Here is a 21,863-nt window from a genome sequence, read left to right as displayed (position 1 = left end):
GTGCTCCTTTAGAAAGTGGCTTGAAGGTTGAAGTGCAGGCGCGATTCCTGCTTCGAGGTGTTCGGCCCTTCGAGTAGCGGGTACCCCCAGTCGAGGCTGCCGGACAGCCATTTGCTCAGGCTGGCGCGGGTGCCGAGGCCGACGCTGGCCAGGGCGTAACTGGCGTCCTGATCCGGCAATTCGTCGCGCAGGTACAGTTGCGCGCCTTCGGCAAAGGCGTAGAAGCGCCACTCCTGCATCCAGCTGCCGGCGTATTTCGCGAGTGACGGTGTACGCAACTCCTGACTGAGCAGCACGCCGTCATCGCCGGTGCGCTCGGCGGCCAGATATCCGCGTACCGAGGTCGCGCCGCCGGCGGAAAATTGCTCGTTGGAGACCAGTGGCCCCGACGCCAGCTGGAACGCGCCTTTGCTCGCGCTCTGCCAGTCGTTGTCGAAGGTCCAGGTGAAATTGCTGTCACCCTTGACCACGGCGAAACTCGGGTTGGCGCGGTAGCGTTTGTAGTCGAACTCTTCGTCGGAACTGCCGTAGCCGAAGAGGCTGCGCGTGGCCGCCACCAGGCTCAGGCCGAGGCCGAGCTGACTCTTTTCGGTGTAACGGAAGCCGTTGTAGGCGAAGGTGAATGGCGCGTATTTGAGCGGCACCTTGTCGCTCTCGCCGGACAAGGTCAGGCGCTCGTCGAAGTCCTTGAAGTCGATGCCAGCCGACAGCGAGTTCGACCAGCTGCCGCTGGACGGCAGCGTGTAGATCGCCGACACGCCGTAGGAGTGGCCCTTGCCCAACACGTTGCTGCCGCCGATGGTGGCGACGTTGCTGTCGGACTGGTAACCGGAGAACTGCACGCTCCAGCGCTCGGTCAGTGGCGCGGTGTAGGAGCCCGACCAGACCTTGGCGTTGTCGGTGTCCTGTGGCGCGGTGAAGTACGTCAGGTTGATGCTGTGGCCGAGCTGCCAGAGGTTGTTGTAACCAAGGCTGGTCACGGCGCGCAGCTTTTCGGTGTCGGCGCTGTAGTCGTTGTTGAGGCCGACACTGGCGCTCCACGGGTTCTGGTCCTCAACCTGCAAATCGACGTCCATGGTCCCCGGGCGCTGACCTTCGCGCACCAGCGGCATGACCTGGCGGCCCGGGGTTTTGTTCAGTTGCGCCAGCTCGCCCTGGACCTTGGCGAAGTCCGGCACCTCGCCTTCTTTCAGCGCCGGGACGTTGTCGCGGATGTCCAGCGGCGAATAGTGTTTGGCGCCAACCACCCGCACCCGGCCGACCTTGGTTTCGCTGACTTGCAGGTAGACGATGCCGTCGGCCACCGCTTGCTCCGGCAGTTCGACGAACACCGATTGATAGCCGCGTTGCTGATAGGCCTTCTGCAAGGCATCGCGGGCGCCTTCGATGTCGCTCATGGCCTTTTGCGGGCCGAGAAACGGGTACACCGCCTCTTCAATCGCCCGGGCATCGAGCACGGTGTTGCCGCGCACGAAGTATTCGTTGACGTCCACCAGACGCTGCGGCGCTGCGCTGTCGGCGGCCTCGTCGGCGAACGCTGGCTGAGCGCCGGCCGTCACCAGCAGCCAGCCCCACAGCGCCAGCCGTGACGTGAAAATCTGATCCACACTACCCCCTGAATTCGCGATGACCCTGTTGGCGCTGTTGCGCGCCTCGTGTGTTGCGGCAATGGCGGGCGCGGCTAATTGCTGACGTGCGAGGCACCGCTGTGCTTGCCGAGCCAGGTGTGCAACAGCGCGAAGTTCAGAGAGAACTCGGGCATTTGCAGCAAGGCACCGCAGAACACTTCGCCGATGATTTTTTGAATGAGCAGCACCGCACGCGGCTCATTGAGCAGCGTGGCGATGTCGCGACTGAGGACGTTGTAGCTCCAGACTTTCTGGTTCAGGCCGAGGCCGACGAACCAGCGGAACAACAGGTTGTAATTGAGCTGTTCGAACAGCTGCTGTTCGCTGGGCACCGAATACAGCAGTTGCAGGAGCAGGATGTGCATGACCGTTTGCGCGGGGATCAGCATGCCGGGCGCGGCGTTGAGGTCATGCAGGAGGCCTTGGTGGGCGTCAAGCAAGTCGTCGATCTGCGGGCGCAGCAACACCAGCGAGTGGCCCGGCGGAATGTAGCTGGAGACCTCTTTCAAGGCGCCCTGCCAGTCTTCCTGCGACACGATCCAGACCCACGGCGCACCGTAGCGATACACCGAAACCGGCTTCTTGCGCGCCGCTTCGACGATCTTCGACAGGCGCTGATCGAGCTCCTGCATGCCCACTTTCGAGTAGCGTTCCATAGTCCCCATTGCCTCACTCCCGGCGTCCCGCCTCGGCTTGTGAAAAGCGCCCCGTTGGGCCCCTCAAGCGCGTTACATAGGCATGACCGGACTGGCTATGTGCTACCGAACTTTTGTCATGAAAGCTTCATTAATGAATTGGCAAAGAACTCACAGGCGTAAAAAAACCGTGGGATCGAGACTTTCGCTCCCACGGTTCTGGATAATGCAGATAAACGCGGTGAATCAGTTTTTCAGATCGAATACGCCATCGGTGATTCTGAGTGTTTTTGGCCCTTGTGAATCACTGTCAGGATCGGCGGTCATTTCAAGGTCCAATGTTCCACTGATTGCAAACACCCCTGCCTTGATGGTGGCCGTCAGAGATCCAGAATTCACGGTGTATTTAAAAGTGAAATCATCACTCCTGGAAATATATTTGATCACGGGCAATTGCTTATCTTTGAAGGTTTTTGTTCCCTCAAACTTCTCGATATCCATAGAAAACCAATTACTAGACTTGGCATTAATACGTTGGACTGCAGCCACTTTAAACAGATTGCCGACCTCGCTGAGCGTGAGTTCATTAGCCTGAAAACTGCCATGCGCGTCGGTTTTGAAGCTGAAATTACCGGTAGTCGCCATTTGCATCACCTATCTTTAAGTGGGATTTGTGAAGAACGCCTAAAGGTAATATTTGCCCCTTCAACGACGACGCCTTGCAGCAAATTATTGCGCGCGACACAAACACCCCGTCTACTGTAAAACCTGACAGTAGACGGCCCCGGGATATAGGTCGCACGCTGTGCGATTTGGTCATCAGGTATAAGCGGGCCAGGTGTCGACAATCTTCCCGCCACGCACCGCCAGCAGATCACCGAATTGCAGGAGCATGGCCTCAGTCTGGGTCGGACGCAGGAACACTTGGTCTTCAATGGTCAGGCCGACTGCGTTGGAGCCATTGACCATCTCCTGATTCGAACTGCGGCCGTAAACGCCGTTGCTCTGGAGTCCGGGCGGCGATTCGAACTCGGCCATCCAGTTGCCGCCGTAGATGAAGAAGGTCTGACGCTGGTTAGCGTCCCACCACGAAAACAGCATGGATTTGTCGTCCAGCGCCGGAATGTTCACCGCTCCGGTGCTTTTCAGCACGGGGGTGGCGATGTAGGTCGCCGGCAGGTGGTCAACCAGTGACGGCAGGTCATAGTGAGTCGGTTTGAGCATCGCCGTGCCCACCGAAACCTCGGTGCTCAACTGCTCGTTTTCGTGGATGCGATAGCTCGGGCTGCCGGCGGTATTCAGGCACAGGTTGTCATGCCACAGCGTCGGAAACTGCTGCCGGGTGAAATCCACGCAGCGCTGATAAATCAGCATGACCTTGGTGAACAACTCCTCGGGCGAACCGAGAATCCCCGGCACGCCCATGCCCACGAACGGGTCGTAGCCCATGAACCCGGCGAACTCCAGATGCTGCGGGTTGGCACTGATCAGCGTGAGCATCTGCCCCAACACCTTCACATCACTGACCCCGCCGCGATGCAGGCCGACATCCAGTTCGATGTTGATGCGCATCCGTGTGCCGAGCCCCTGCGCCAACGCGAGGTATTGCTGCAAGCGCTCTGGTCCGTCGAGCAGCCATTGCAGTTGCTTCGAAGGGTCGAACGGGCCTTTGTGGCTCTGATAAAACAATTCGGCTGAACGCACCGGCAGTGGTTTGCCCAGCAAGATATCGGACTGGGGAAACGTGACCGCATCGTGATTGAGAAACGGTTGATGAAACGACATCAAGCGCTGCGTCCCGGCCCGTTGCGCGATGTAGCGCAACAACCCCGGTGACGGCAGGGATTTTTCCACCAGCCGCAGGTGCTTGGCGCCGCGCCTGACCGATTGCATCACCACGTCGATGTTGTGGTCGAGGCGATCCAGGTCGATCAGCAGCACCGGACGCATCGGCCCGTTGTGCTTCAGCTCTTCGTTCAGCGCGCGGAAATACTCGCTGTACAGCCCGCCACGATCACCGGGTCGCAGCCAGGCGCCCACGCCCACCAATAAAGCCCCGACGCCCAGGCTGCCAAGGAGAAAATTGCGTCGATTGACCGCCATCAGCTCACCCCCAGAATCGACGACAGATGCGCGTTGAGAAACTTGCCGCTGGGGTCCAGCGCCCGACGTACATCGACAAACTCACGCCAGCGCGGGTACAGCGGCTGCAGCGTGCGCGCATTGAGCGTGTGCAACTTGCCCCAGTGCGGACGGCCGTTGTACTTCCAGAAAATCGGCTCGACCGCGGCGAAAAAGTTGTGGTGATCCATCTGGTAATGCTGGTGCACCGAGATCGAACAGCTGTCGCGGCCCTCGAACATGCTCAGCGGAATGTCGTCGGCCTTGACGTAGCGGTACTCGATGGGAAACCAGGTGCGCAGGTCCTTGTCCTGAATCAGCTTGAGGATTTCGCGCAAGCAGGCCGGGCCGTGCTCGGCGGGCACCGAATATTCCATCTCGTTGAAGCGCACGGTGCGCACGTTGGCGTAGATGTCGAACGAGTCGCCCACCCGGTCATCGAAACTCGCCAGATGCCGCAGGCTGTTGAGCAGCGTGCGGCGCAGCTCGGGGAAGTCGCTGCCGTATTTGTCGATCTTCTCGATCAGCGTCACGAACTCGTTGCCGCCCTCCTCTTCAGGCGGAATCGGCGGCGTGGCCGGGTCGCCGGTTTCGTTGAGGGCGATCGACAAGGCGTAGTCGGAATGGGTGACCACAAGCATTTCCCAGTGCTGGTTTTCCCGGGTGTTCTTGTCGAGGTCTTCGAGCAGTTCTTCGGTCTTGGCGATCCACTGGCGCTCGCGCAGGCGATACGCCGGACGGTTTTGCAGGCGGACTTTCGTCGCCACGCCGAGGGCGCCGAGCGACACGCGAGCGGCGTTGAACACTTCAGGGTGGCGCAGGCTGTCGCAGTCCACCACCTCGCCGCTGGCCGTCACCAGTTGCATGCCGCTGACATGCGCCGAGTACGACTGAAAGGTCTTGCCGGTGCCATGGGTCGAGGTGGAAATCGCCCCGGCGAGAGTCTGATAATCGATGTCGGCCATGTTCTGCAGGGCCTGACCGACATCCTTCAAGGGCACGCCCATGCGCGACATCGGCGTGCCGGCGGCGAACTCGGCCTGCAGGGTGTTCGGGTCGTGATTGAGCAGACCGGTGAAGTAACTCAGCGACAGCAGCGTGCCGTCAGTGGGCACCAGCGCGCTGAAGGAATGCGCCGAGCCGACCGGGCGGATCTTGCCTTGGGCCTGGCGAATCGCCGCGGTCAACTCATCAAGATTTTTCGGCGCCAGCCGCGCCGCCGGCAGGCAACTCTGCCCGCCCGACCAGTTGCGCCAGGGAATCAGCCGCGGTGCGCGCATCAACTGCCCCAGCGCGGGGTTGGCCGCCAGCGCACTGAACGCGCCGACGATGCTTGCCCGTTGCAACAACTGACGCCGTGTCAGATCCATGGTCATGCGCGCGCCCTTATTGTAGGAGGGGCTGGTCGGCCATGAAGCCGATCAGTTGCAGGAATTGTTCTTCCGAGCATTCGACGCACTGGCCCATCGGCGGCATGCCGTTGTAGCCGTTGATGGCGTGGTCGAGCAGCGTGTCGGCGCCCTGCTGAATGCGCGGCTCCCAGGCTTTGCGATCGCCGGTGAGCGGTGCGTTGGCGGCCTGGTTGGCATGGCACAGCTGGCAGCTATTGGTGTAGATCTGCGCCAGTGCGGGGTCGGAAGGTGTGGCGTTGCGCGTGGTCGCTGGCGGTTGGGCTTTTTCGCCACAGCCGAACAGCGTCACGAACAGCGCCAGCAGTAAGGTGAATCGGATGGCCCGCATAACGATCCTCAAGGGTGGCATCGCTTATTGTTGTGATCCCACCTTAAGGCAGGCACGGCAGCGGGTTGAGGGCATTGCGGGACAACGAGGGGGCCATCCGGGGACATCCCCCCTGTAGGAGCTGCCGAAGGCTGCGATCTTTTGACCTTGCACTTGAAAAACAAAATCAAAAGATCGCAGCCTTCGGCAGCTCCTACAGGGTTGGGTGTGAGCATTGCCGCTCTGTTCCGGGGTTTGGCGTGACATTCGCGTGACATTCACGGGTTTAAATTTCAGCGTATTCAGGCGTATAACCTGTACAGACTTTTTGATCTGTATGCGGACATCAACACGGGGTAGCGACATGACCACAGCAAACATCCTTGGCAACCTGTTCCCTTCTGTCAGCGACATCCCGGAAAAATACCGTCTCGACGGTCAAGTCGAACAACGCGAATACCTCGTCGACGGCGAACTGCGGCGCTGGGATGGCCCGCTTGCCACCGTGCGCAGCCCTGTGTACCTGCACGGCGAAAACGGTGATGAACAAGTGATTCTCGGCAGCACGCCGCTGCTCGACGCCGACACCGCCCTTACCGCGCTCGATGCCGCCGTGCGTGCCTATGATCGCGGTCAGGGCCTGTGGCCAACCATGCGCGTGGCCGAGCGTATCCAGCACGTCGAAGCCTTCCTCGGCCGCATGCGCCAGCAGCGCGAAGCGGTGGTGAAGCTGCTGATGTGGGAGATCGGCAAGAACCTCAAGGACTCGGAAAAAGAGTTCGATCGCACCTGCGACTACATCGTCGACACCATCAACGCGCTGAAAGAACTCGACCGCCGCTCCAGCCGTTTCGAACTGGAACAGGACACCCTCGGCCAGATCCGCCGCGTGCCGCTCGGCGTCGCGCTGTGCATGGGGCCTTATAACTACCCGCTGAACGAAACCTTCACCACGCTGATTCCGGCGCTGATCATGGGTAACACCGTGGTGTTCAAACCGGCCAAGCTCGGCGTGCTACTGATTCGCCCGTTGCTCGAAGCGTTCCGCGACAGCTTCCCGACCGGCGTGATCAACGTGATCTACGGCAGCGGCCGCGAGACCGTCAGCGCGCTGATGGCCAGCGGCAAGATCGACATCTTCGCCTTCATCGGCACCAACAAGGCCGCCAGCGACCTGAAGAAGCTGCACCCGAAACCACACCGCTTGCGCGCCGCGCTGGGCCTGGATGCGAAGAACCCTGGCATCGTCCTGCCGGAAGTCGATCTGGATAACGCCGTCAGCGAAGCGGTGACCGGTTCGCTGTCGTTCAACGGCCAGCGCTGCACCGCGCTGAAGATCCTGTTTGTGCACGAGGACGTGGTCGACGCCTTCATCGAAAAATTCAACGCCAAACTGGCCACCCTCAAGCCGGGCATGCCGTGGGACAGCGGCGTGGCACTGACGCCGTTGCCGGAGTCGGGCAAGGTCGATTACCTGCACGGTCTGGTGGCCGACGCGCAGAGCAAGGGTGCGCAAGTGGTCAACCCGAACGGCGGCGAGAGTCGCGAGTCGTTCTTCTACCCGGCCGTGCTGTACCCGGTGACGCCGCAGATGCGCGTGTACAACGAGGAACAGTTTGGCCCGGTGGTGCCGATCGTGCCGTACCGTCATCTCGATACCGTGATCGACTACGTGCTGGAATCGGATTTCGGTCAGCAACTGAGCCTGTTCGGCACCAATCCGGTGGCGATTGGCCGACTGGTCGATACCTTTGCCAACCAGGTCGGACGGATCAACCTCAATGCCCAGTGCCAGCGCGGGCCGGACACCTATCCGTTCAACGGGCGCAAGAACTCCGCCGAGGGTACGCTGTCGGTACACGATGCGTTGCGGGTATTTTCGATCCGCACGCTGGTGGCGACCAAGTTCCAGGACAGCAACAAGGATCTGATCAGCGAAATTATTCGCGGCCGCGATTCGAGCTTCCTGACCACCGACTACATCTTCTGACGAGGACCTTGCACTGAGTACATTCAGCACCCACCGACTGCCACAGCTGCTGCGGCGAATCCTGCGTCCGTTACTGGACCCCTATCGCCGCTACCGGCACGCCCGGCTGATTCACGCGGTGCGGGTGGCGCTGGGTTTGCTGGCGACCATCCTGCTGACCACCGGCATCAACCTGCCCCACGGTGAGTGGGCCTCGGTGACGATGCTGGTGGTGATCGGCGGCCTGCAACACCACGGCAACATCGGCAAGAAAGCCGCCGAACGCGCCACCGGCACCCTGATCGGTGCCGGCGTCGGTCTGCTGCTGGTGGCGCAACAGGCGTGGCTGGGCCTGCCGTGGCTGACGTACTTCGCCATGGCGGTGGTCTGCGGATTTTTCTCCTATCACGCGATCGGCAAGGGTGGTTACACCGCCCTGCTCTCGGCGATCACCGTGTTCATTGTCGCCGGGCATGGCGACAACCCGATCACCGACGGCTTGTGGCGTGGGGTCGACATCCTGATCGGCATCGCCCTGGCCCTGGCGTTTTCCTTCGCCCTGCCGCTGTACGCGGTGTATTCGTGGCGCTACAACCTGGCCGATGCCTTGCGCGACTGCGCCACGTTGTATGGGCGGATCATCAGCGGCCAACCGGTCAGCGCCGATGAACACCTGAAGCTGATGGCCCGGGTGACCACGGTGATGGTGCAACTGCGCTCGCTGATGCCATCGGTGTCCAAGGAAGTGAAGATTTCCATGACCGAACTGGATGCGATCCAGCGCAACCTGCGGATGTGCGTCAGCACCCTGGAAATCCTCGGTAACACCCGACCGGATGCAAACGATCCCGACGCCATGGCCCACCTGCAATCGGCGCTACGGGCCGAGCACCGGGTGATCCGCGTGCAACTGATCGGCATGGCCCGGGCCTTGAAGACTGGTGCGGCACAACGTCTCGAGCGCCCGCTCGAACTGCCCGACGCCAGCCTCGACACACCGGTCTACAACACCCTCGACGGTTATCGTCTGTTGACCCGGCAACTGGCCGCCAACACCGGCGAACTGCGCCAGCGTCTGGCAGTGACCGCGCCGCGCTGGAACATCTGAGTTCTCGAAAAAACCCATGTAACAAAAACGACATCATCACTACAATGCGCCGCACAACCGATGTGACATGGACGCATAAATGCAATTCAGGAAGAGTATCAACGCCCTGCGGGCACTGGCCGTGCTCTCGGTCGTGCTGTTTCATTTCAAGGTGCCTGGGTTCGCAGGCGGATTCGTCGGCGTAGACGTGTTCTTCGTCATTTCCGGTTTCCTGATGACCGGCATCATCTTCAAAGGCGTGCAACAACAGAACTTTTCCCTCCTCGGCTTTTACGCCTCACGCGCGCGCCGCATCATTCCCGCCCTGCTGACCTTGTGCGTTGCGCTGTTGATTTTCGGCTACCTGTACCTGCCACTGGACGACCTGCGCGAAACGATCCGCACAATCAAGAGCAGCCTGCTGTTCAGCTCGAACTTCAGCTTCGCCCAGAGTGGCAACTATTTTGCCGCCCCCCTGCATGAAAACTGGTTGCTGCACACCTGGTCGCTGTCGGTCGAGTGGCAGTTCTACATGCTCTACCCCGTGTTGATCATGGGCTTGCACAGGTTCTTCGGCGCCGACAGAACCCGCTTGGCACTGGTTGCCCTGGCGTTGATGTCACTCGCAGCATCCATCGTCGTGACCCGCCTCAACCCGACGTTCGCGTTCTACATGCTGCCTACCCGCGCGTGGGAAATGATCGCGGGCGGGCTGGTGTTTCTGTTTCCCCTGCGGCTCGGCCAGCGCGGCGGCGCGATCTGCGAAGGACTTGGGTTGCTGGCGATTGCAGTCAGTGTGCTGTGCTTTTCCGAACAGGATCTATGGCCGGGTTATCTGGCTCTGGTGCCGGTGCTGGGGACGATGCTGGTGATTCACGGCAACACCCGGTCGCTGTTCAGCAGCCATTCCGCGCTGCAATTTATCGGGAGTATTTCCTACTCGGTGTACCTGTGGCATTGGCCGCTGGTGGTGTTGCTGTACCTGTGCGGGCTGTTGAGCAGTTGGCCACACGTGGTCGGCGCGTTCATCGCGTCGTTCGCCCTCGGCGCCCTCTCTTTCTACCGGGTCGAATCGAAGGTGAAGTACGGTACCACCGCGACACGCACAGTGATCAAGTTCGCTACGCTGACCGTGGGGGTGGTTGCCGTGTCGGCCACGATGTCTTCGCTGGTCAAGCAACACCCCGATTGGCGCCCGGCACTGGTCGAATTCGGCCAACCGGAATACACCAGCAAACTGTACCCCCAGGAGTGCTACCCCAACGCCTTCGCGGCCGCAGATTGCAAACTGGGCACGGGACAAGTTTCGGTGATTCTCTACGGCGACAGCCATGCGCAATCGACCGCAGCAGCGGTGCAGATGGAAAACCCTCAGGCGGCGTTGTCATGGTCGCGGGGCGGTTGCCCGACCCTGGCGCACTTTGCAATGCACGACAAGACCGTCGAAAGCCAGTGCCGGGGCTTCAATCAGGAAAAGCTGCAACAGCTGAAAACCGCGTATGCCGGCATCCCGGTGGTGCTGTTCAGCCGCGCGGCTTTGTACGCGGATTCGGGCCGGGAAAACAGCTACCGGATTTCCTTTCCCGAGCGGCAGGCCTCGTTTGCCGAGGCTTACACCGAAGAATACGTCAGCACCGTTTGCTCGATCGCTGAAAACCATCCGGTCTATATCGTCAAGCCGATCCCGGAAATGCCGTTCAGCGTCTACAAGGGCTTGAACCTGAATCAGCGACTGTTTCGACAAACCACGGACATTTCCTTGCCGTTGCAGGCGTACGAGAAGCGCAACCGCGTCGCCATCGCAACTATTGAAGCCGCGGCCAGCCGCTGCAACGCAACGGTGATCGATCCGACGCCGTACCTGTGCCCCAACGGCCATTGCATGGGTTCAAGGAACGGCGTGCCGCTGTACTTTGATGACAACCATCTGGTGGATGCCGGCAACCAGCAGTTGAAAGGACTGTTCCGCGATCTGATCAAACCGATTTGAGTTGACGCCGGGTTTTCAAGCCCCAGCCTTGCTGCATCCCGGCAGCGGCCAGCAGGATCGCCGCCACGCCAAGCCATTGCAGCGGTTCCAGGCGATGGCCGAAGGCGAACCAGTCGACGAAGATCGCCGCAATCGGGTAGATGAAGGACAGCGCGCCGGTCAGGGCCGTCGGCAGCTTCTGAATCGCGCCGTACAGCAGCACATACATCAGGCCGGTGTGAACCATGCCCAGCGTCACCAGACTGGCCCACGCGCCGGTGGTTTGCGGCAGGCCGTTGAAGTGCGCGAACGGTGCGAGCAACAACACCCCGGTGCAGACCTGAATCAGCGCGATCAGATGCGGCGGCGTGCCGGTCAGGCGCTTGATGATCAGCGCCGCTATCGCGTAGAGCAACGCCGCACCCAACGCCAGCGCAATCCCCAGCAGATAGTCGCCACCGCTCTCGCCCTGCCCGCCATGGGCGCTGACGATCGCCAACATGCCGAGAAAGGAAATCGCCAGCCAGAACAGCTTCTGCAGGGTGATCTTCTCGCCGAGAAACAACGCCGCCAGACCGACCAGCATGAACGGCTGCACGTTATAGACCGCGGTGCCAATAGCAATCGACGCCCGGGAATACGAGGCGAACAACAACACCCAGTTGCCGACAATCGCGACGCCGCTGAGCACCGCCAACAGGAACGTAGTGCGGGTCAGAATGCCCGGGCGCAGGAAGCCGAACGCGGCACAGATCAGCAGCAACGTGCCGGCGCCGAACACGCAGCGCCAGAACACCACATCCAGCACCGGTTGCCCGGACACCAGCACGAACCAGCCGATGGTTCCGGAAATCAGCATGGCAGCGGTCATTTCGAATGAGCCGCGGCGGATTGTTTTGTCCATCATCGATCTTCCTTAGCGTTTGACGAAAGCGTGGCAAAAGTATGCCAAGCCGACCGCGCACGCCTCCAGCGTAAAAAGCAGGCTAAACTGGATTTCTGCCTTCTTTATCGCGGGTGGTTTCCTTCAAATGCCTAATCCCGGAGTTGCCTCCATGACCGACGATATCGACCAGATCCTCATCAGTGCCCTGATGGAAGACTCGCGCCGCTCGCTCAAGGCGTTGGCGCAGATCAGCGGCCTGTCGTCGCCCAGCGTGGCCGAGCGGTTACGCCGATTGGAAGAGCGTGGCGTGCTCAAGGGCTATACCGTCGAAATCGATCCCAAATGCTTCGGCTATCAACTGCAGGCGATCGTCCGGGTGCGACCGCTGCCGGGGCAATTGCAGGAAGTGGAACGGCAGATCCTGTCGATACCGGAGTTCACCGAGTGCGACAAGGTCACCGGCGAAGACTGTTTTATCGCGCGCCTGCACGTGCGCTCGATGGAGCAACTCGACACCCTGCTCGACCGGCTCAATACCCTGGCTGAAACCAACACCGCGATCGTCAAGAAAACCCCGGTCAAACGTCGATTGCCGCCGATGGCGTGAGTGCGTTTTGCGCGAGTTCGGCGTAGATTGAGGTTTTTCCGACTAAGGATTAGCGGTGATGAAAATTCAGGCAGTGATGCTGATGGCATTGGTGCTCAGCGGGTGCGGCACGGTGCAGACCGTTGTGAGCAGTGACCAGAAGACCGCTGAGCGTCTCAGGAACGAGAAAACCTACTGCGGTGCGGTACCGCGGATCTACAGTGGCGTGACCTACGACTTCTGCCTGATGCATGCCGAACTGAAGGATGGCGTTGATGCGTTCGATTACAAGAACGCCAACCCCGGCGTGCTGATTGATGCCGCCGCATCCGGCGTACTCGACACCCTGTTGTTGCCCTACACCATCTACAAGCAGCAGGCGGACGGCAGCATTGTGATCAACTGATCGCGCTTGTAATTTTCGCAGACAACAAAAAACCCGCCGAGGCGGGTTTTTCGTTATTTCACAACAGCTATCAGTCGTCGCGGCTCATGATGCCGAAGATCTGCAACAGGCTGATGAACAGGTTATAGATGGATACATACAGGCTGATGGTCGCCATGATGTAGTTGCGCTCGCCACCGTGGATGATCGCGCTGGTCTGGAACAGGATGCACACCGACGAGAACAGTACGAAACCTGCACTGATCGCCAGTTGCAGGCCGCTGATCTGGAAGAACATGCTCGCCAGCGTCGCACCCAGCAACACAAAGAAACCAGCGGTGATGAAACCACCGAGGAAGCTCATGTCCTTGCGGGTGATCAGCACGTAGGCCGACAGACCACCGAACACCAGCGCGGTCATCGCGAATGCCGAGCTGACCACTTCAGCGCCGCCCTGCATGCCTAGGTAACGGTTGAGGATCGGGCCAAGCAGGAAACCCATGAAACCGGTCAGCGCAAACGCGGACACCAGGCCCCACGCCGAATCACGGAGTTTGTTGGTGAGGAAGAACAGCCCGTAGAAACCGATCAGCACCACGAAAATGTTCGGGTAGCCGACACGCATCTGCTGGGCCACGAACGCCATCACACCGCTGAATGCGAGGGTGAGTGCGAGCAAGCCGTATGTGTTGCGCAGGACGCGGCTAACCTCTAGCTGCTCAGCCTGCACGCTGTTGTGAACTGCGTAATCCTGTTCGCGCATGGCGACACTCCTGTTGGTTTGAAACGTTCAGTCGCAAAGATCATAACAGACGCTCTGTAACAAGCCATGCACAGAGTTTGACAGTGTGTTTCATTCAGGTATTATGGCGCCCGCAACGCAACGGAGGTGTGGCCGAGTGGTTTAAGGCAACGGTCTTGAAAACCGTCGACTGTAACAGGTCCATGAGTTCGAATCCCATCGCCTCCGCCATCTTATGTACGACAAAGTCCTGATTATTCAGGGCTTTGTCGTTTCTGGGGTTTGAGAAAATCTACGCCCCCACTGATGTGTTCCATTACTTTCCCCGGCGTTCCGCCACCTGAAAAACTAATCCCCCCTGCTACGCTGGTTTCGTCTACAGAGAAACCAAAAATACCCAACTCTGACCCGCTCCCTTCCCCAATCGTCAAGATCAACGAAAACCATCTCACCCTCGAAGCCGCCATCATGGAACTGTCCAACTGGGTCGAGCATCGCGGGTCGGCAGATGTGGCTGACAACGTCCGCGGCGCACTCTGGACGATCGACAGAAATCAGGAATTCATCAAGATGACGCTGGCGGTTTTGATGGCGCCCGAGTGACCGCTATCGGCAGAAAGCAGACGGTCGTGAACCGTTGCCTCTAACGAGAGGCAGAGCTCGACCAATATCTACCTATGAACAGCGCATGCGTTCACATCAATAATGGAGTCATTCCCGAAGTGCAGACGCAGGATCTGCCGAGCAGAATTCGCAGAGATTCGATCGGTCTATCCTTCAAGACTTGACTCCAATTTATCAGGGCGCTGATGTATGAATTCTCTCTGGATCGCACTAGCCATTTTTGGGTGCCTCGTGGCTGCGTCGCTTCTTATGATGCAGTGGTATCCAAAGCTGGCATCCCACCACCGGGATGACGAAACCAACTCCGTAATTCGTTTAGTAGCCAATATTTTTGTGGTTATGACATCGCTGGTCTTTGGCTTGATGATCAACTCTGCCAAAAACACTTTCGAGTCGATTGACGCAAACTTTCATGGGTATGCAACCAGCATGATCATTTTTGATCGGACACTGCGGGGCTATGGTGATGCGGCGCAAGACACGCGAAATCGTCTTATCACCTACCTTGAGCGCGCTATCGAGACGCCGTATCGGGGAGACGAGGCGCTGCAGCATCGTAACAGCGAGGCGGCTAAATATCTGGATGATATAGGTAAGTCTTTGGCTCTTATAAAGCCTCCGGACCGTTACCATGAAACGATGCTTCAGGATATTCGTCAGCAATATCATTCGCTCATCGAGCAACGCTGGAGGATCGTCGAGCAGTCAGAGGGAGCGATTCCTGGCCCGCTTATTGGGATGCTTGCTGCCTGGTTGACGCTCATTTTCGCCAGTTTTGGATACCGCGCTCCCCGTAATTCGATGGTGATAGGAATGTTCATCATCTCGTCATTCCTCATCGCGGCTTCTGTTTACCTTGTCTTGGACATGGATGTGCCATTTCATGGTCCTATCCAGATATCCGACGAGCCCCTGCGCAGGGCGCTCGCAGTCATGCAGCTCTAGTGGCAAGAAACGCGCTGGCGTTCTGAGTCGTGGCCTCGAGGCGGACCAAACCGAAGTCCGCTTCCGGCCTTTCGCGACCAGCTAAAATCGCCCGAAAGCGGCCATACACGAACGCTTAGCAACAAAACGCGTAAATGCGGTTTGGTAGTCGAGATTCAGTGCGTTTTTGGCCCGCTCACCAAAGTAATGCTTCAACTTCATCATATTTCTCAGCCACCTTGAGGAAGGGTTCCGCCCAACCACTGCTGAGGCTGACTTCTTGCAATGGACCGGTTGGAGCAAACAGGACTGCTAACTTTAGCCTTTCGGGTAACACGCCAGATTTCAGCGTACTGACCAAACCTAGCAACTCGCTTTTTGCCTGTTCTTCGTCCTCCCACCTTGACCAGCAGAAGTCATTGTCCGGAAGAGAGATAAGCTCAATGGCTGCTTCAAGAACATGGATGAGACTTTCAATAGGGAACTCCTGATTTAACTCTCCATGAATCAGCCGCTTTGTACGATCCAAACTCATAGGGTGACTGTCTCTTCCTGTTCGTGGCGGTTCATCGAGGCTGGCGCTTACAGGGATGGAGAAACAAGGGAGAAGATCTCTATTTCCGAACGTCTGCTATTGACCGATTGCTGCCTGCCAGAAGCGTCTTAAGTCTAATCCATCTCAAGCACCAGCACCCACCGGTTAAACGGAGGCGAGCCTGCCAAACCAAGCATGTCAAAAAAAACCCATCTCCGGGTCTTTACCGAAAAAGCCTGAACGGACTGCCCGGGGGTAACGCTTTGTGCATTGCTGGTCAATATGACCTCACCGGACGTGCTTCCAATGTAAGGCGAATTTCCAGGGTCAAGCATACCGACTTGCAAAGTCCCGCAAGTGTCCGGGAGGTCCAAAGCCAATCTTGCACCCGTTTCCAGCCGGCCCACGACCGTTCCATCAAACAAGACTGCCAGCGGAATAGCCTGGCCATAGGCGCTATCAAACAATCCTTTCTTCCGTTGAATCGTGATGTCCATGTGCTGTCCTTAAGGTGCTCACCACGCAAAGTCTAGGTGCATTTTCAAGACGCACCGCGAGAGCGCGGGCTGGAGTCTGAGACGCCCCTGATTTAGTAAGCAGATGGGGTGACCGCTTCTGGCCTAACGCCGCCGTCCGAACACGCCGAATCCGACGACGGCAATTTGGGTCGTTATCCCTCTACCCCAACCTGCACTTCGATTTCAGTAATTCCAACCAGGCTGGCCTGTTCCAGAATCTCGTCAGCAGTCGAGTCCGCTGTCGGCATGATCAAGCTGTTCTCACCATCTCCAAAATGGAGCTGTAGCAGATGCATAGCGGCATCGTGAACGGCAAGCTCAGACTGCTTCAGTTCAAGATGGTGAGTACGGGGCTCGCCGTTGAACAGGTATTGGATCGTGTAGTTGCGCATTGATTACCCTCGAAGAATAGTGACCTACAACCATCCTGACTTATCAGTCAATTTTTAGTTCAAATAGACGGCTGACAAGATCAGCCGCTCGATCAATGCCACACAGCTGAAGTTGTACCGGGTCACGGCAACGCAGATTTAATGATGCCGGCTTTCTGAGGCGGCTTGAGTCCATCGCGCGGCGCCCCTCATTGCCCTGAATATTGAAAGAAGGGAACAGTCAGTGAGAGCTCTGCGGTGTGGATTGAACGAATCGACCAGGTAGAAAAAATGAATTAGCGGCTTGCCCGCTCGGTCAAGAATTATGAACGCAGAAAATCTGACGAGGTGACAGCAATGACTATCCAAGCAGAGACACTCGTACAACTGACCGAAGCGCTCCAAGAGCGAGGCATGAACCTGGTTTCAGATGTTCACTTCACTCGCGCGCCATACCGGCAAAACCACCGCTGGATTTGCATCGTAGAGTAACCATGCTCGTTGCCGGCGGCTCGGACCAAGACTCCACCGCCGGCTCCCTTCCCCGCTTCCCCCTTTCCACACCTGAAGAAAATTTGAAAGCGCAGCAGTGATATCTCAGTAGAAATTCACGGCTTAAACACCTCCATACGCAAACAGGCTCATCAGTAATAATTGATGGTAAAAGTGGCGGTCGCATTGGCTGGACCGGCGGTGAGGCTGTCTTCGGTCTGGATGTAGCGGGCCTTCAGCGGGATGGTGTAACTGGCGCCCTCCACGGCTCGCGGTGTTATGCCACTGGCGCGCAAAGTGGCCAGCGGTAATGGCGTGCCATGACTGTCGGCCACTTGCAGGCCGACGCCGGTAGCCGCCGGATCTTCGCCGGGGGCGCTGGGGTTGAGGCTCATGATCCCGAGGTTGGGTGTGATTGCCGCACGGGTCGGATCCAGGCGAACCTGCAGCACGTTATTCTTGCGCGAGTCGAGGTTGTTGCTGCTGCCGTCGCTTAACCAGCGCGGACCGGTGCCTTGGTAATAGCCGTGGAACGCCGGGCAGTTGTTCAGGGCAATCGAGAAGTCCTTCCACGGCGTAAACGAGTTCTTGCCGGAAAATTCGTTGAGCCTGTACGTGCCCATCGGTACCGACACGTCGGGTGTCGAACAGGTGCGCGAGACGATGTTGATGCTGCCGGAGAAGTTGACGCGCTGAACTTCAACGCTATTGCTGCTGATCCGCGACTGAGCCATTGTCGGTAACGACGCACCCTGAATGGTGCCCGGAGAGACGTCACCAATCTTGATCAAGGACAAGTCGAATGCCAGCGGGGCTTGAATCGACACGATGCAATTGGCCGTCCCGTTACCGCAGTTCGTGGAGTTGAGCGATGAAGGAAAAGGAGTACCGCTGAACCACAATGCAACCCCAATACCCGGAACACCGGTTTGGTACACATGCCCGCCCCAAGGTGAACCAGCCCAACTGGACAATGGCAGCGGTGTGGTCGGAAGCCAGCGCCGGGTTTCTATATTGTAAATACCTGCATTACAGAGGATGCGCACGACCGTTGTCGCATTGAACGTCTGACGATAGATTTCCGCGCCCAGCGGAACATCCCGTCCAACGGTCAGATTGCCACCTAACAAAGGCTGCGTGCGGATCATGTTGGTGGTGCCGTCGGTGTAGTCACACTGAGCCATTGCCGCGCTCGCCATCAATGAAAGTACCGCCACCGCCAAACCGGACTTGATCAAACGCATTGTCTTCATAACTTGTACTCCTGGGCGCTGTTCACAGAAGCAACGCGATTATCTGTTTGAGCGACAGCGCACACTGCATCCACTTGCTGCAGTTGCTTGCCCGAGCTTTTCACCGACGGCAACGGCAATGCGCATTGCTGACCGGCCTGAGTGCCCCAACTGATCAACAGTCGGCGCGCGTTGTCCTTGACCCGGGCGTAGAGCTGCCCGCCCTGCCCGACCACCCCGACCGACACGCCACGGTCATCGACCACGCTGGCGCCGAATGGCAGGCTGCTGCCGTCGGCCAACGTGACGTTGAGCAGCAGCGCTTGACCGTTTTGCGTACCGTATTTGAGCGCCACCACAGCGCCGGCACGCGGCGCGACTTGCTGACTGGTTTCGCTCAACTCGACGTTCATGTCGGTGCCCAACGGATCGATCGCCACTTCGTTCAGCTCGTAAGGACGCAAGTACGGCACCACCGCGTTGCCACGCTTATCGAGACGCAGGCCCGGGAAGCCCACCACCTTCGCGCCCTCGGCGCCTTCGGCGGTGATGACCGCCATGGTTTCGCCGCGATACGGGGTCAGCGTCACGCCGTTCGGGTGCGCGACCACGCTGCCGCTGGCGTTCAGCGACAGGCTGTCGTAGCCCTCACCACGGCTGACGGTGGCGCCGACAATGGCTTTGGGGCCGATGTACTGACCATTGACCGAGGTGCTGTTGGTGCGAGTTGCGCCGTCATGGCCGGCCGTCACGCCATAGTTGTACTGACGGTCTTCACCTGCGGTGCCGCTGAGCGTCGCTTGCTCGCTGTAAGTGCCATGGGTGTCACGCATGACCCGCGCCGACAATTGCGGGCGATTGAGCGTGGAGCCGAACTCCAGCGGCATGCTCACGGTAAACAGCAAGCTGGTGTCCATCTCGCCCATGCCCATGCGCGCCCGGTTGGCGCTGACGCCATAACTGACCGAACCGTGCTGCTTGTTGTAACTGAACTGGTACTGCACATCGCGCCCCGGCAGGTTCCAGTAGTTTTGGGTGAAACCGTTGAAGGCCACCTGGCCCCAGTCGCCCATGCTTTGGTTGGCGGTCAGCGACAGACGACTGCGCGGGCGGCCGTAAAGGCTGGTGTCGAGGCCTTTGCGCTCGGCATCGAGCAACTGCACGGCGTTGCTGAAATCCAGGTAGTTTTCCGTGGAAAAACGGGTGGCTGCCACGGCGAAGTTACTGCCAGTGCTGAGGATGTTTTTGCTGTAGCTCAACCGCGCACTCTGGCCACTGGCGGTGCCGCTCTTGAGGTCGGCCTGCGCATGAGTAACGTCCACCGCCATCGCCCCGACCGGCGTGCTGAAGGCCAGGCCACCGAGCGCTGCACGATAGTCGTCGCTCAGTTGCGATCCACCGTAACCGGTGAAAATATTGTTCAGGCCACGCTGATAGGTGCCCTGAAAAAGCTTCGCCTGGCTGTCGATATAGTTATTGCGGGTTTCCCCGGCAGTCACGCTGAAACGCGAGGTCCCCGGACGCAGCAATTGCGCAGTCGAGGCAAACGGCACGATGAACGATTGCTCGCTGCCGTCGGCTTCGTAGACGGTCACGTCGAGGTCGCCGCCATAACCGGTCGAGTACAGGTCATCGATCACGAAGGCGCCCGGCGCCACCGTGGTTTCATACAGCAGATTGCCGGCCTGTCGCACGGCAACTCGCGCACTGGTGCGGGCGATGCCACGGATTACCGGCGCATAGCCGCGCTGGGATTCGGGCAGCATGCGATCGTCGGTGCCCAGTTGCACACCGCGATAGGCCAAGGTGTCGAAAATCTCGCCACTGGTGTTGGCTTCGCCCACCGTCAACTGACTCTTGAGCGAGGTGACATCGCGCTGGGCGTAGGTGTTGAGCACCTGATAATTCTGACCGTTGGACTTGTCCCAACTCGCCGAACCGTTGTGGCGCAGACGCCAGTCACCGATGTTCAGCCCGGCATTCAGCCCCAAATAGGCCGAGTCGTAATTGCCGCTGTCGGTCTTGTTGTGGTTGGCGTTGAAGTTGTAGCTCAGCGTCCCCGCGGTCACGCCGCGATCCCATAACTCCGGGCTGACATAACCACGCGCGTCGCGGCGCAACGCAACCTGCGGAATGCTGATGTCGAGTTGCTGATTGGAAGGCGAAAACGTCGCGCTCGCGCCTTCGATCAACTGCACGATATCCAGGCATGAGGCGCCGCTTTCCACGCTCGCCATGGCTTCAGCGGACAGGCGCCGAAAATCCACGCCGATCAATTCCAGTAAGCCACGGCTGAAGCACACCGTCGGGTGGCTGCCATCGGCTTGGGCATTGATGCGGATGTCCTGACGCGTCATCAGCTTACCGTTGACCGCGATGTCGGCACGGTATTCGCCGGGCAACACCGGGTTGCCCTGCTGATAAGCCGCCAGATCGAGGCTGCGCGAATCCTCAGGCAGAAACGCGTCGTTGAACTGCACGTCTTCAGCCCATGCCTGGGTGGCGAACGCACCTGATACGCCGGCCAGCGTCTGGAGAACCAGAGCGGTCAGCCGATTCAGGGCAAAGCGAGGTCGAGCCTGCGGGCATGCGCCCAGGCATGGAAGAGTCTTCATAGGTTACTCGTGCGGTGCGCTAAAAACGTTCGCGGGAAAGTCAGGGCTTGAGCGGTTGCTTTAATGGCACCAGAGCGCCGTAGTCATTGATGGCGTTGAACTCGACCTGCGCCGCAGCACCGGGCATCGACTTGAGTGTGGGCAAGGCAAAGGTCTTGGTTTCACCCGGACCGACCATGCCGTTCTCGCTCTCGAAACGTTGCGTACCCACTGTCAGGGCCAGTTCGACCTGGGACAGGTGGAACGCGCTCGGGTTGAATGCCTGCAAGGCAAATCCCTTGTCCGCCGGCACGACTTTCCATTGCACCTGCTGCATCGCCTCGTTGGGATTACCCGGCAGACCGTCGGGGCGATAGAAAATCTTGATCCGTGAACGGAAAGCCATTTGCAGCATGTTCAGATCCGTCGGGCCTTCGGCCTTCGGCGGGATTTCCAGCACGTTGAGCCAGAACACCGACTCCTTGTTGGTTGGTAACGCTGCGCCGGTGAACATCAGGCGCAGGCTTTGGCCTTTGCTCGGGTCGATACGCGACACCGGCGGCGACAGCACAAACGGCGACTTGGAGCTGGTAGGGCTCGACTGGATATCACCGCTGTCGACCCACGACTGCACCAGCACGGGACGCGCGCCGTTGTTGTTCAATTTGACGGTGACTTCTTTCTGACTCGCCGGGTACACCAGACGCGTCCCGGTGATCACCACACCGGCCTTGGCTTGCGCATGCATCAGCATGCACAGCAGCAACACTGCACTGACTCGAAACAGACTTGCGTAACGCATGACGCACCTCTTTTGCCGCACTCTGACGCGCCCTTCCCCCTGGT

At 59.1% G+C, this 21,863-nt stretch carries 21 protein-coding genes and 1 tRNA gene; 8 read left to right on the top strand and 14 right to left on the bottom strand.

All coding sequences use genetic code 11. From position 1 onward, the window contains the following. Positions 1 to 8: 8 nt before the first annotated feature. From HBN98_RS19235 to HBN98_RS19210, 6 genes are all read right to left on the bottom strand, one after another. A complete protein-coding gene (locus tag HBN98_RS19235; RefSeq protein ID WP_083369247.1) occupies positions 9 to 1,607 on the bottom strand; it encodes a ShlB/FhaC/HecB family hemolysin secretion/activation protein in 1,599 nt (532 codons plus the stop codon). 74 nt (positions 1,608 to 1,681) lie between these two features. Further along, positions 1,682 to 2,293, bottom strand: coding sequence for a transposase (locus HBN98_RS19230; RefSeq protein WP_083369248.1), 612 nt, complete (start codon positions 2,291 to 2,293; stop codon positions 1,682 to 1,684). A 216-nt stretch (positions 2,294 to 2,509) separates the two neighbouring features. Further along, on the bottom strand, positions 2,510 to 2,908 hold the full coding sequence (locus tag HBN98_RS19225; protein ID WP_151101567.1) for a hypothetical protein: 399 nt from the start codon (positions 2,906 to 2,908) through the stop codon (positions 2,510 to 2,512). Between the two features lie 174 nt (positions 2,909 to 3,082). Next, positions 3,083 to 4,291: a DSD1 family PLP-dependent enzyme gene (locus HBN98_RS19220; RefSeq protein WP_162276314.1), complete on the bottom strand. Its 1,209-nt coding sequence runs from the start codon at positions 4,289 to 4,291 to the stop codon at positions 3,083 to 3,085. A 74-nt stretch (positions 4,292 to 4,365) separates the two neighbouring features. Next, entirely contained in the window at positions 4,366 to 5,694 is a 1,329-nt protein-coding gene (locus tag HBN98_RS19215; RefSeq protein ID WP_162276315.1) for a D-arabinono-1,4-lactone oxidase, read from the bottom strand. A gap of 76 nt (positions 5,695 to 5,770) precedes the next feature. Continuing rightward, positions 5,771 to 6,124: a c-type cytochrome gene (locus tag HBN98_RS19210; RefSeq protein WP_083369252.1), complete on the bottom strand. Its 354-nt coding sequence runs from the start codon at positions 6,122 to 6,124 to the stop codon at positions 5,771 to 5,773. Positions 6,125 to 6,467: 343 nt separating this feature from the next. Between HBN98_RS19210 and HBN98_RS19205 the strand changes: the two genes are divergently transcribed. The 3 genes from HBN98_RS19205 (at position 6,468) to HBN98_RS19195 (ending at position 11,149) form a co-directional block, all read left to right on the top strand. Then, positions 6,468 to 8,093, top strand: coding sequence for an NADP-dependent glyceraldehyde-3-phosphate dehydrogenase (locus HBN98_RS19205; protein WP_064587355.1), 1,626 nt, complete (start codon positions 6,468 to 6,470; stop codon positions 8,091 to 8,093). 46 nt (positions 8,094 to 8,139) lie between these two features. Beyond that, the gene (locus tag HBN98_RS19200) at positions 8,140 to 9,180 is read left to right on the top strand and encodes an FUSC family protein (protein ID WP_083369253.1); all 1,041 of its coding nucleotides are present in this window, start codon (positions 8,140 to 8,142) and stop codon (positions 9,178 to 9,180) included. 79 nt (positions 9,181 to 9,259) lie between these two features. Then, the gene (locus tag HBN98_RS19195; protein ID WP_083369254.1) at positions 9,260 to 11,149 is read left to right on the top strand and encodes an acyltransferase family protein; all 1,890 of its coding nucleotides are present in this window, start codon (positions 9,260 to 9,262) and stop codon (positions 11,147 to 11,149) included. Here the strand turns inward: HBN98_RS19195 and HBN98_RS19190 are convergent. Then, positions 11,136 to 12,032, bottom strand: coding sequence for a DMT family transporter (locus tag HBN98_RS19190; protein WP_083369255.1), 897 nt, complete (start codon positions 12,030 to 12,032; stop codon positions 11,136 to 11,138). The genes HBN98_RS19195 and HBN98_RS19190 overlap by 14 nt on opposite strands. 151 nt (positions 12,033 to 12,183) lie before the next feature. On the opposite strand from HBN98_RS19190, the gene HBN98_RS19185 reads away from it, so the two are divergent. Together HBN98_RS19185 and HBN98_RS19180 are read left to right on the top strand one after the other, a co-directional pair. Continuing rightward, positions 12,184 to 12,621: an Lrp/AsnC family transcriptional regulator gene (locus HBN98_RS19185; protein WP_007915449.1), complete on the top strand. Its 438-nt coding sequence runs from the start codon at positions 12,184 to 12,186 to the stop codon at positions 12,619 to 12,621. Between the two features lie 58 nt (positions 12,622 to 12,679). Continuing rightward, entirely contained in the window at positions 12,680 to 13,006 is a 327-nt protein-coding gene (locus tag HBN98_RS19180) for a YceK/YidQ family lipoprotein (protein WP_083369256.1), read from the top strand. A 70-nt stretch (positions 13,007 to 13,076) separates the two neighbouring features. Here HBN98_RS19180 and HBN98_RS19175 read toward each other — a convergent pair whose 3' ends face one another. Beyond that, on the bottom strand, positions 13,077 to 13,748 hold the full coding sequence (locus HBN98_RS19175; protein ID WP_027613775.1) for a Bax inhibitor-1/YccA family protein: 672 nt from the start codon (positions 13,746 to 13,748) through the stop codon (positions 13,077 to 13,079). A gap of 122 nt (positions 13,749 to 13,870) precedes the next feature. On the opposite strand from HBN98_RS19175, the gene HBN98_RS19170 reads away from it, so the two are divergent. From HBN98_RS19170 to HBN98_RS19160, 3 genes are all read left to right on the top strand, one after another. Further along, positions 13,871 to 13,958: transfer RNA gene (locus HBN98_RS19170), tRNA-Ser, on the top strand. Between the two features lie 162 nt (positions 13,959 to 14,120). Beyond that, entirely contained in the window at positions 14,121 to 14,330 is a 210-nt protein-coding gene (locus HBN98_RS19165) for a hypothetical protein (RefSeq protein ID WP_083369450.1), read from the top strand. Between the two features lie 210 nt (positions 14,331 to 14,540). Then, on the top strand, positions 14,541 to 15,296 hold the full coding sequence (locus tag HBN98_RS19160; RefSeq protein ID WP_083369257.1) for a bestrophin-like domain: 756 nt from the start codon (positions 14,541 to 14,543) through the stop codon (positions 15,294 to 15,296). Between the two features lie 175 nt (positions 15,297 to 15,471). On the opposite strand, the gene HBN98_RS19155 is transcribed toward HBN98_RS19160, so the two are convergent. The 6 genes from HBN98_RS19155 to HBN98_RS19130 form a co-directional block, all read right to left on the bottom strand. Beyond that, complete coding sequence (locus HBN98_RS19155) at positions 15,472 to 15,810, bottom strand: hypothetical protein (RefSeq protein ID WP_083369258.1); 339 nt, start codon at positions 15,808 to 15,810, stop codon at positions 15,472 to 15,474. A 134-nt stretch (positions 15,811 to 15,944) separates the two neighbouring features. Next, a complete protein-coding gene (locus HBN98_RS19150; RefSeq protein ID WP_083369259.1) occupies positions 15,945 to 16,307 on the bottom strand; it encodes a hypothetical protein in 363 nt (120 codons plus the stop codon). A gap of 173 nt (positions 16,308 to 16,480) precedes the next feature. Continuing rightward, positions 16,481 to 16,720, bottom strand: coding sequence for a hypothetical protein (locus HBN98_RS19145; protein WP_083369260.1), 240 nt, complete (start codon positions 16,718 to 16,720; stop codon positions 16,481 to 16,483). A 623-nt stretch (positions 16,721 to 17,343) separates the two neighbouring features. Next, entirely contained in the window at positions 17,344 to 18,444 is a 1,101-nt protein-coding gene (locus tag HBN98_RS19140; protein ID WP_083369261.1) for a fimbrial protein, read from the bottom strand. After that, positions 18,441 to 21,038: a fimbria/pilus outer membrane usher protein gene (locus HBN98_RS19135; RefSeq protein WP_083369262.1), complete on the bottom strand. Its 2,598-nt coding sequence runs from the start codon at positions 21,036 to 21,038 to the stop codon at positions 18,441 to 18,443. Before HBN98_RS19135 ends, HBN98_RS19140 begins: the two co-directional genes overlap by 4 nt. 40 nt (positions 21,039 to 21,078) lie before the next feature. After that, complete coding sequence (locus HBN98_RS19130) at positions 21,079 to 21,819, bottom strand: fimbrial biogenesis chaperone (RefSeq protein WP_083369263.1); 741 nt, start codon at positions 21,817 to 21,819, stop codon at positions 21,079 to 21,081. Positions 21,820 to 21,863: the final 44 nt, after the last annotated feature.

Source organism: Pseudomonas koreensis (genome assembly GCF_012986595.1).
Lineage (GTDB): Bacteria > Pseudomonadota > Gammaproteobacteria > Pseudomonadales > Pseudomonadaceae > Aquipseudomonas > Aquipseudomonas koreensis.
This window is presented reverse-complemented; position numbering and strand designations above follow the sequence as displayed.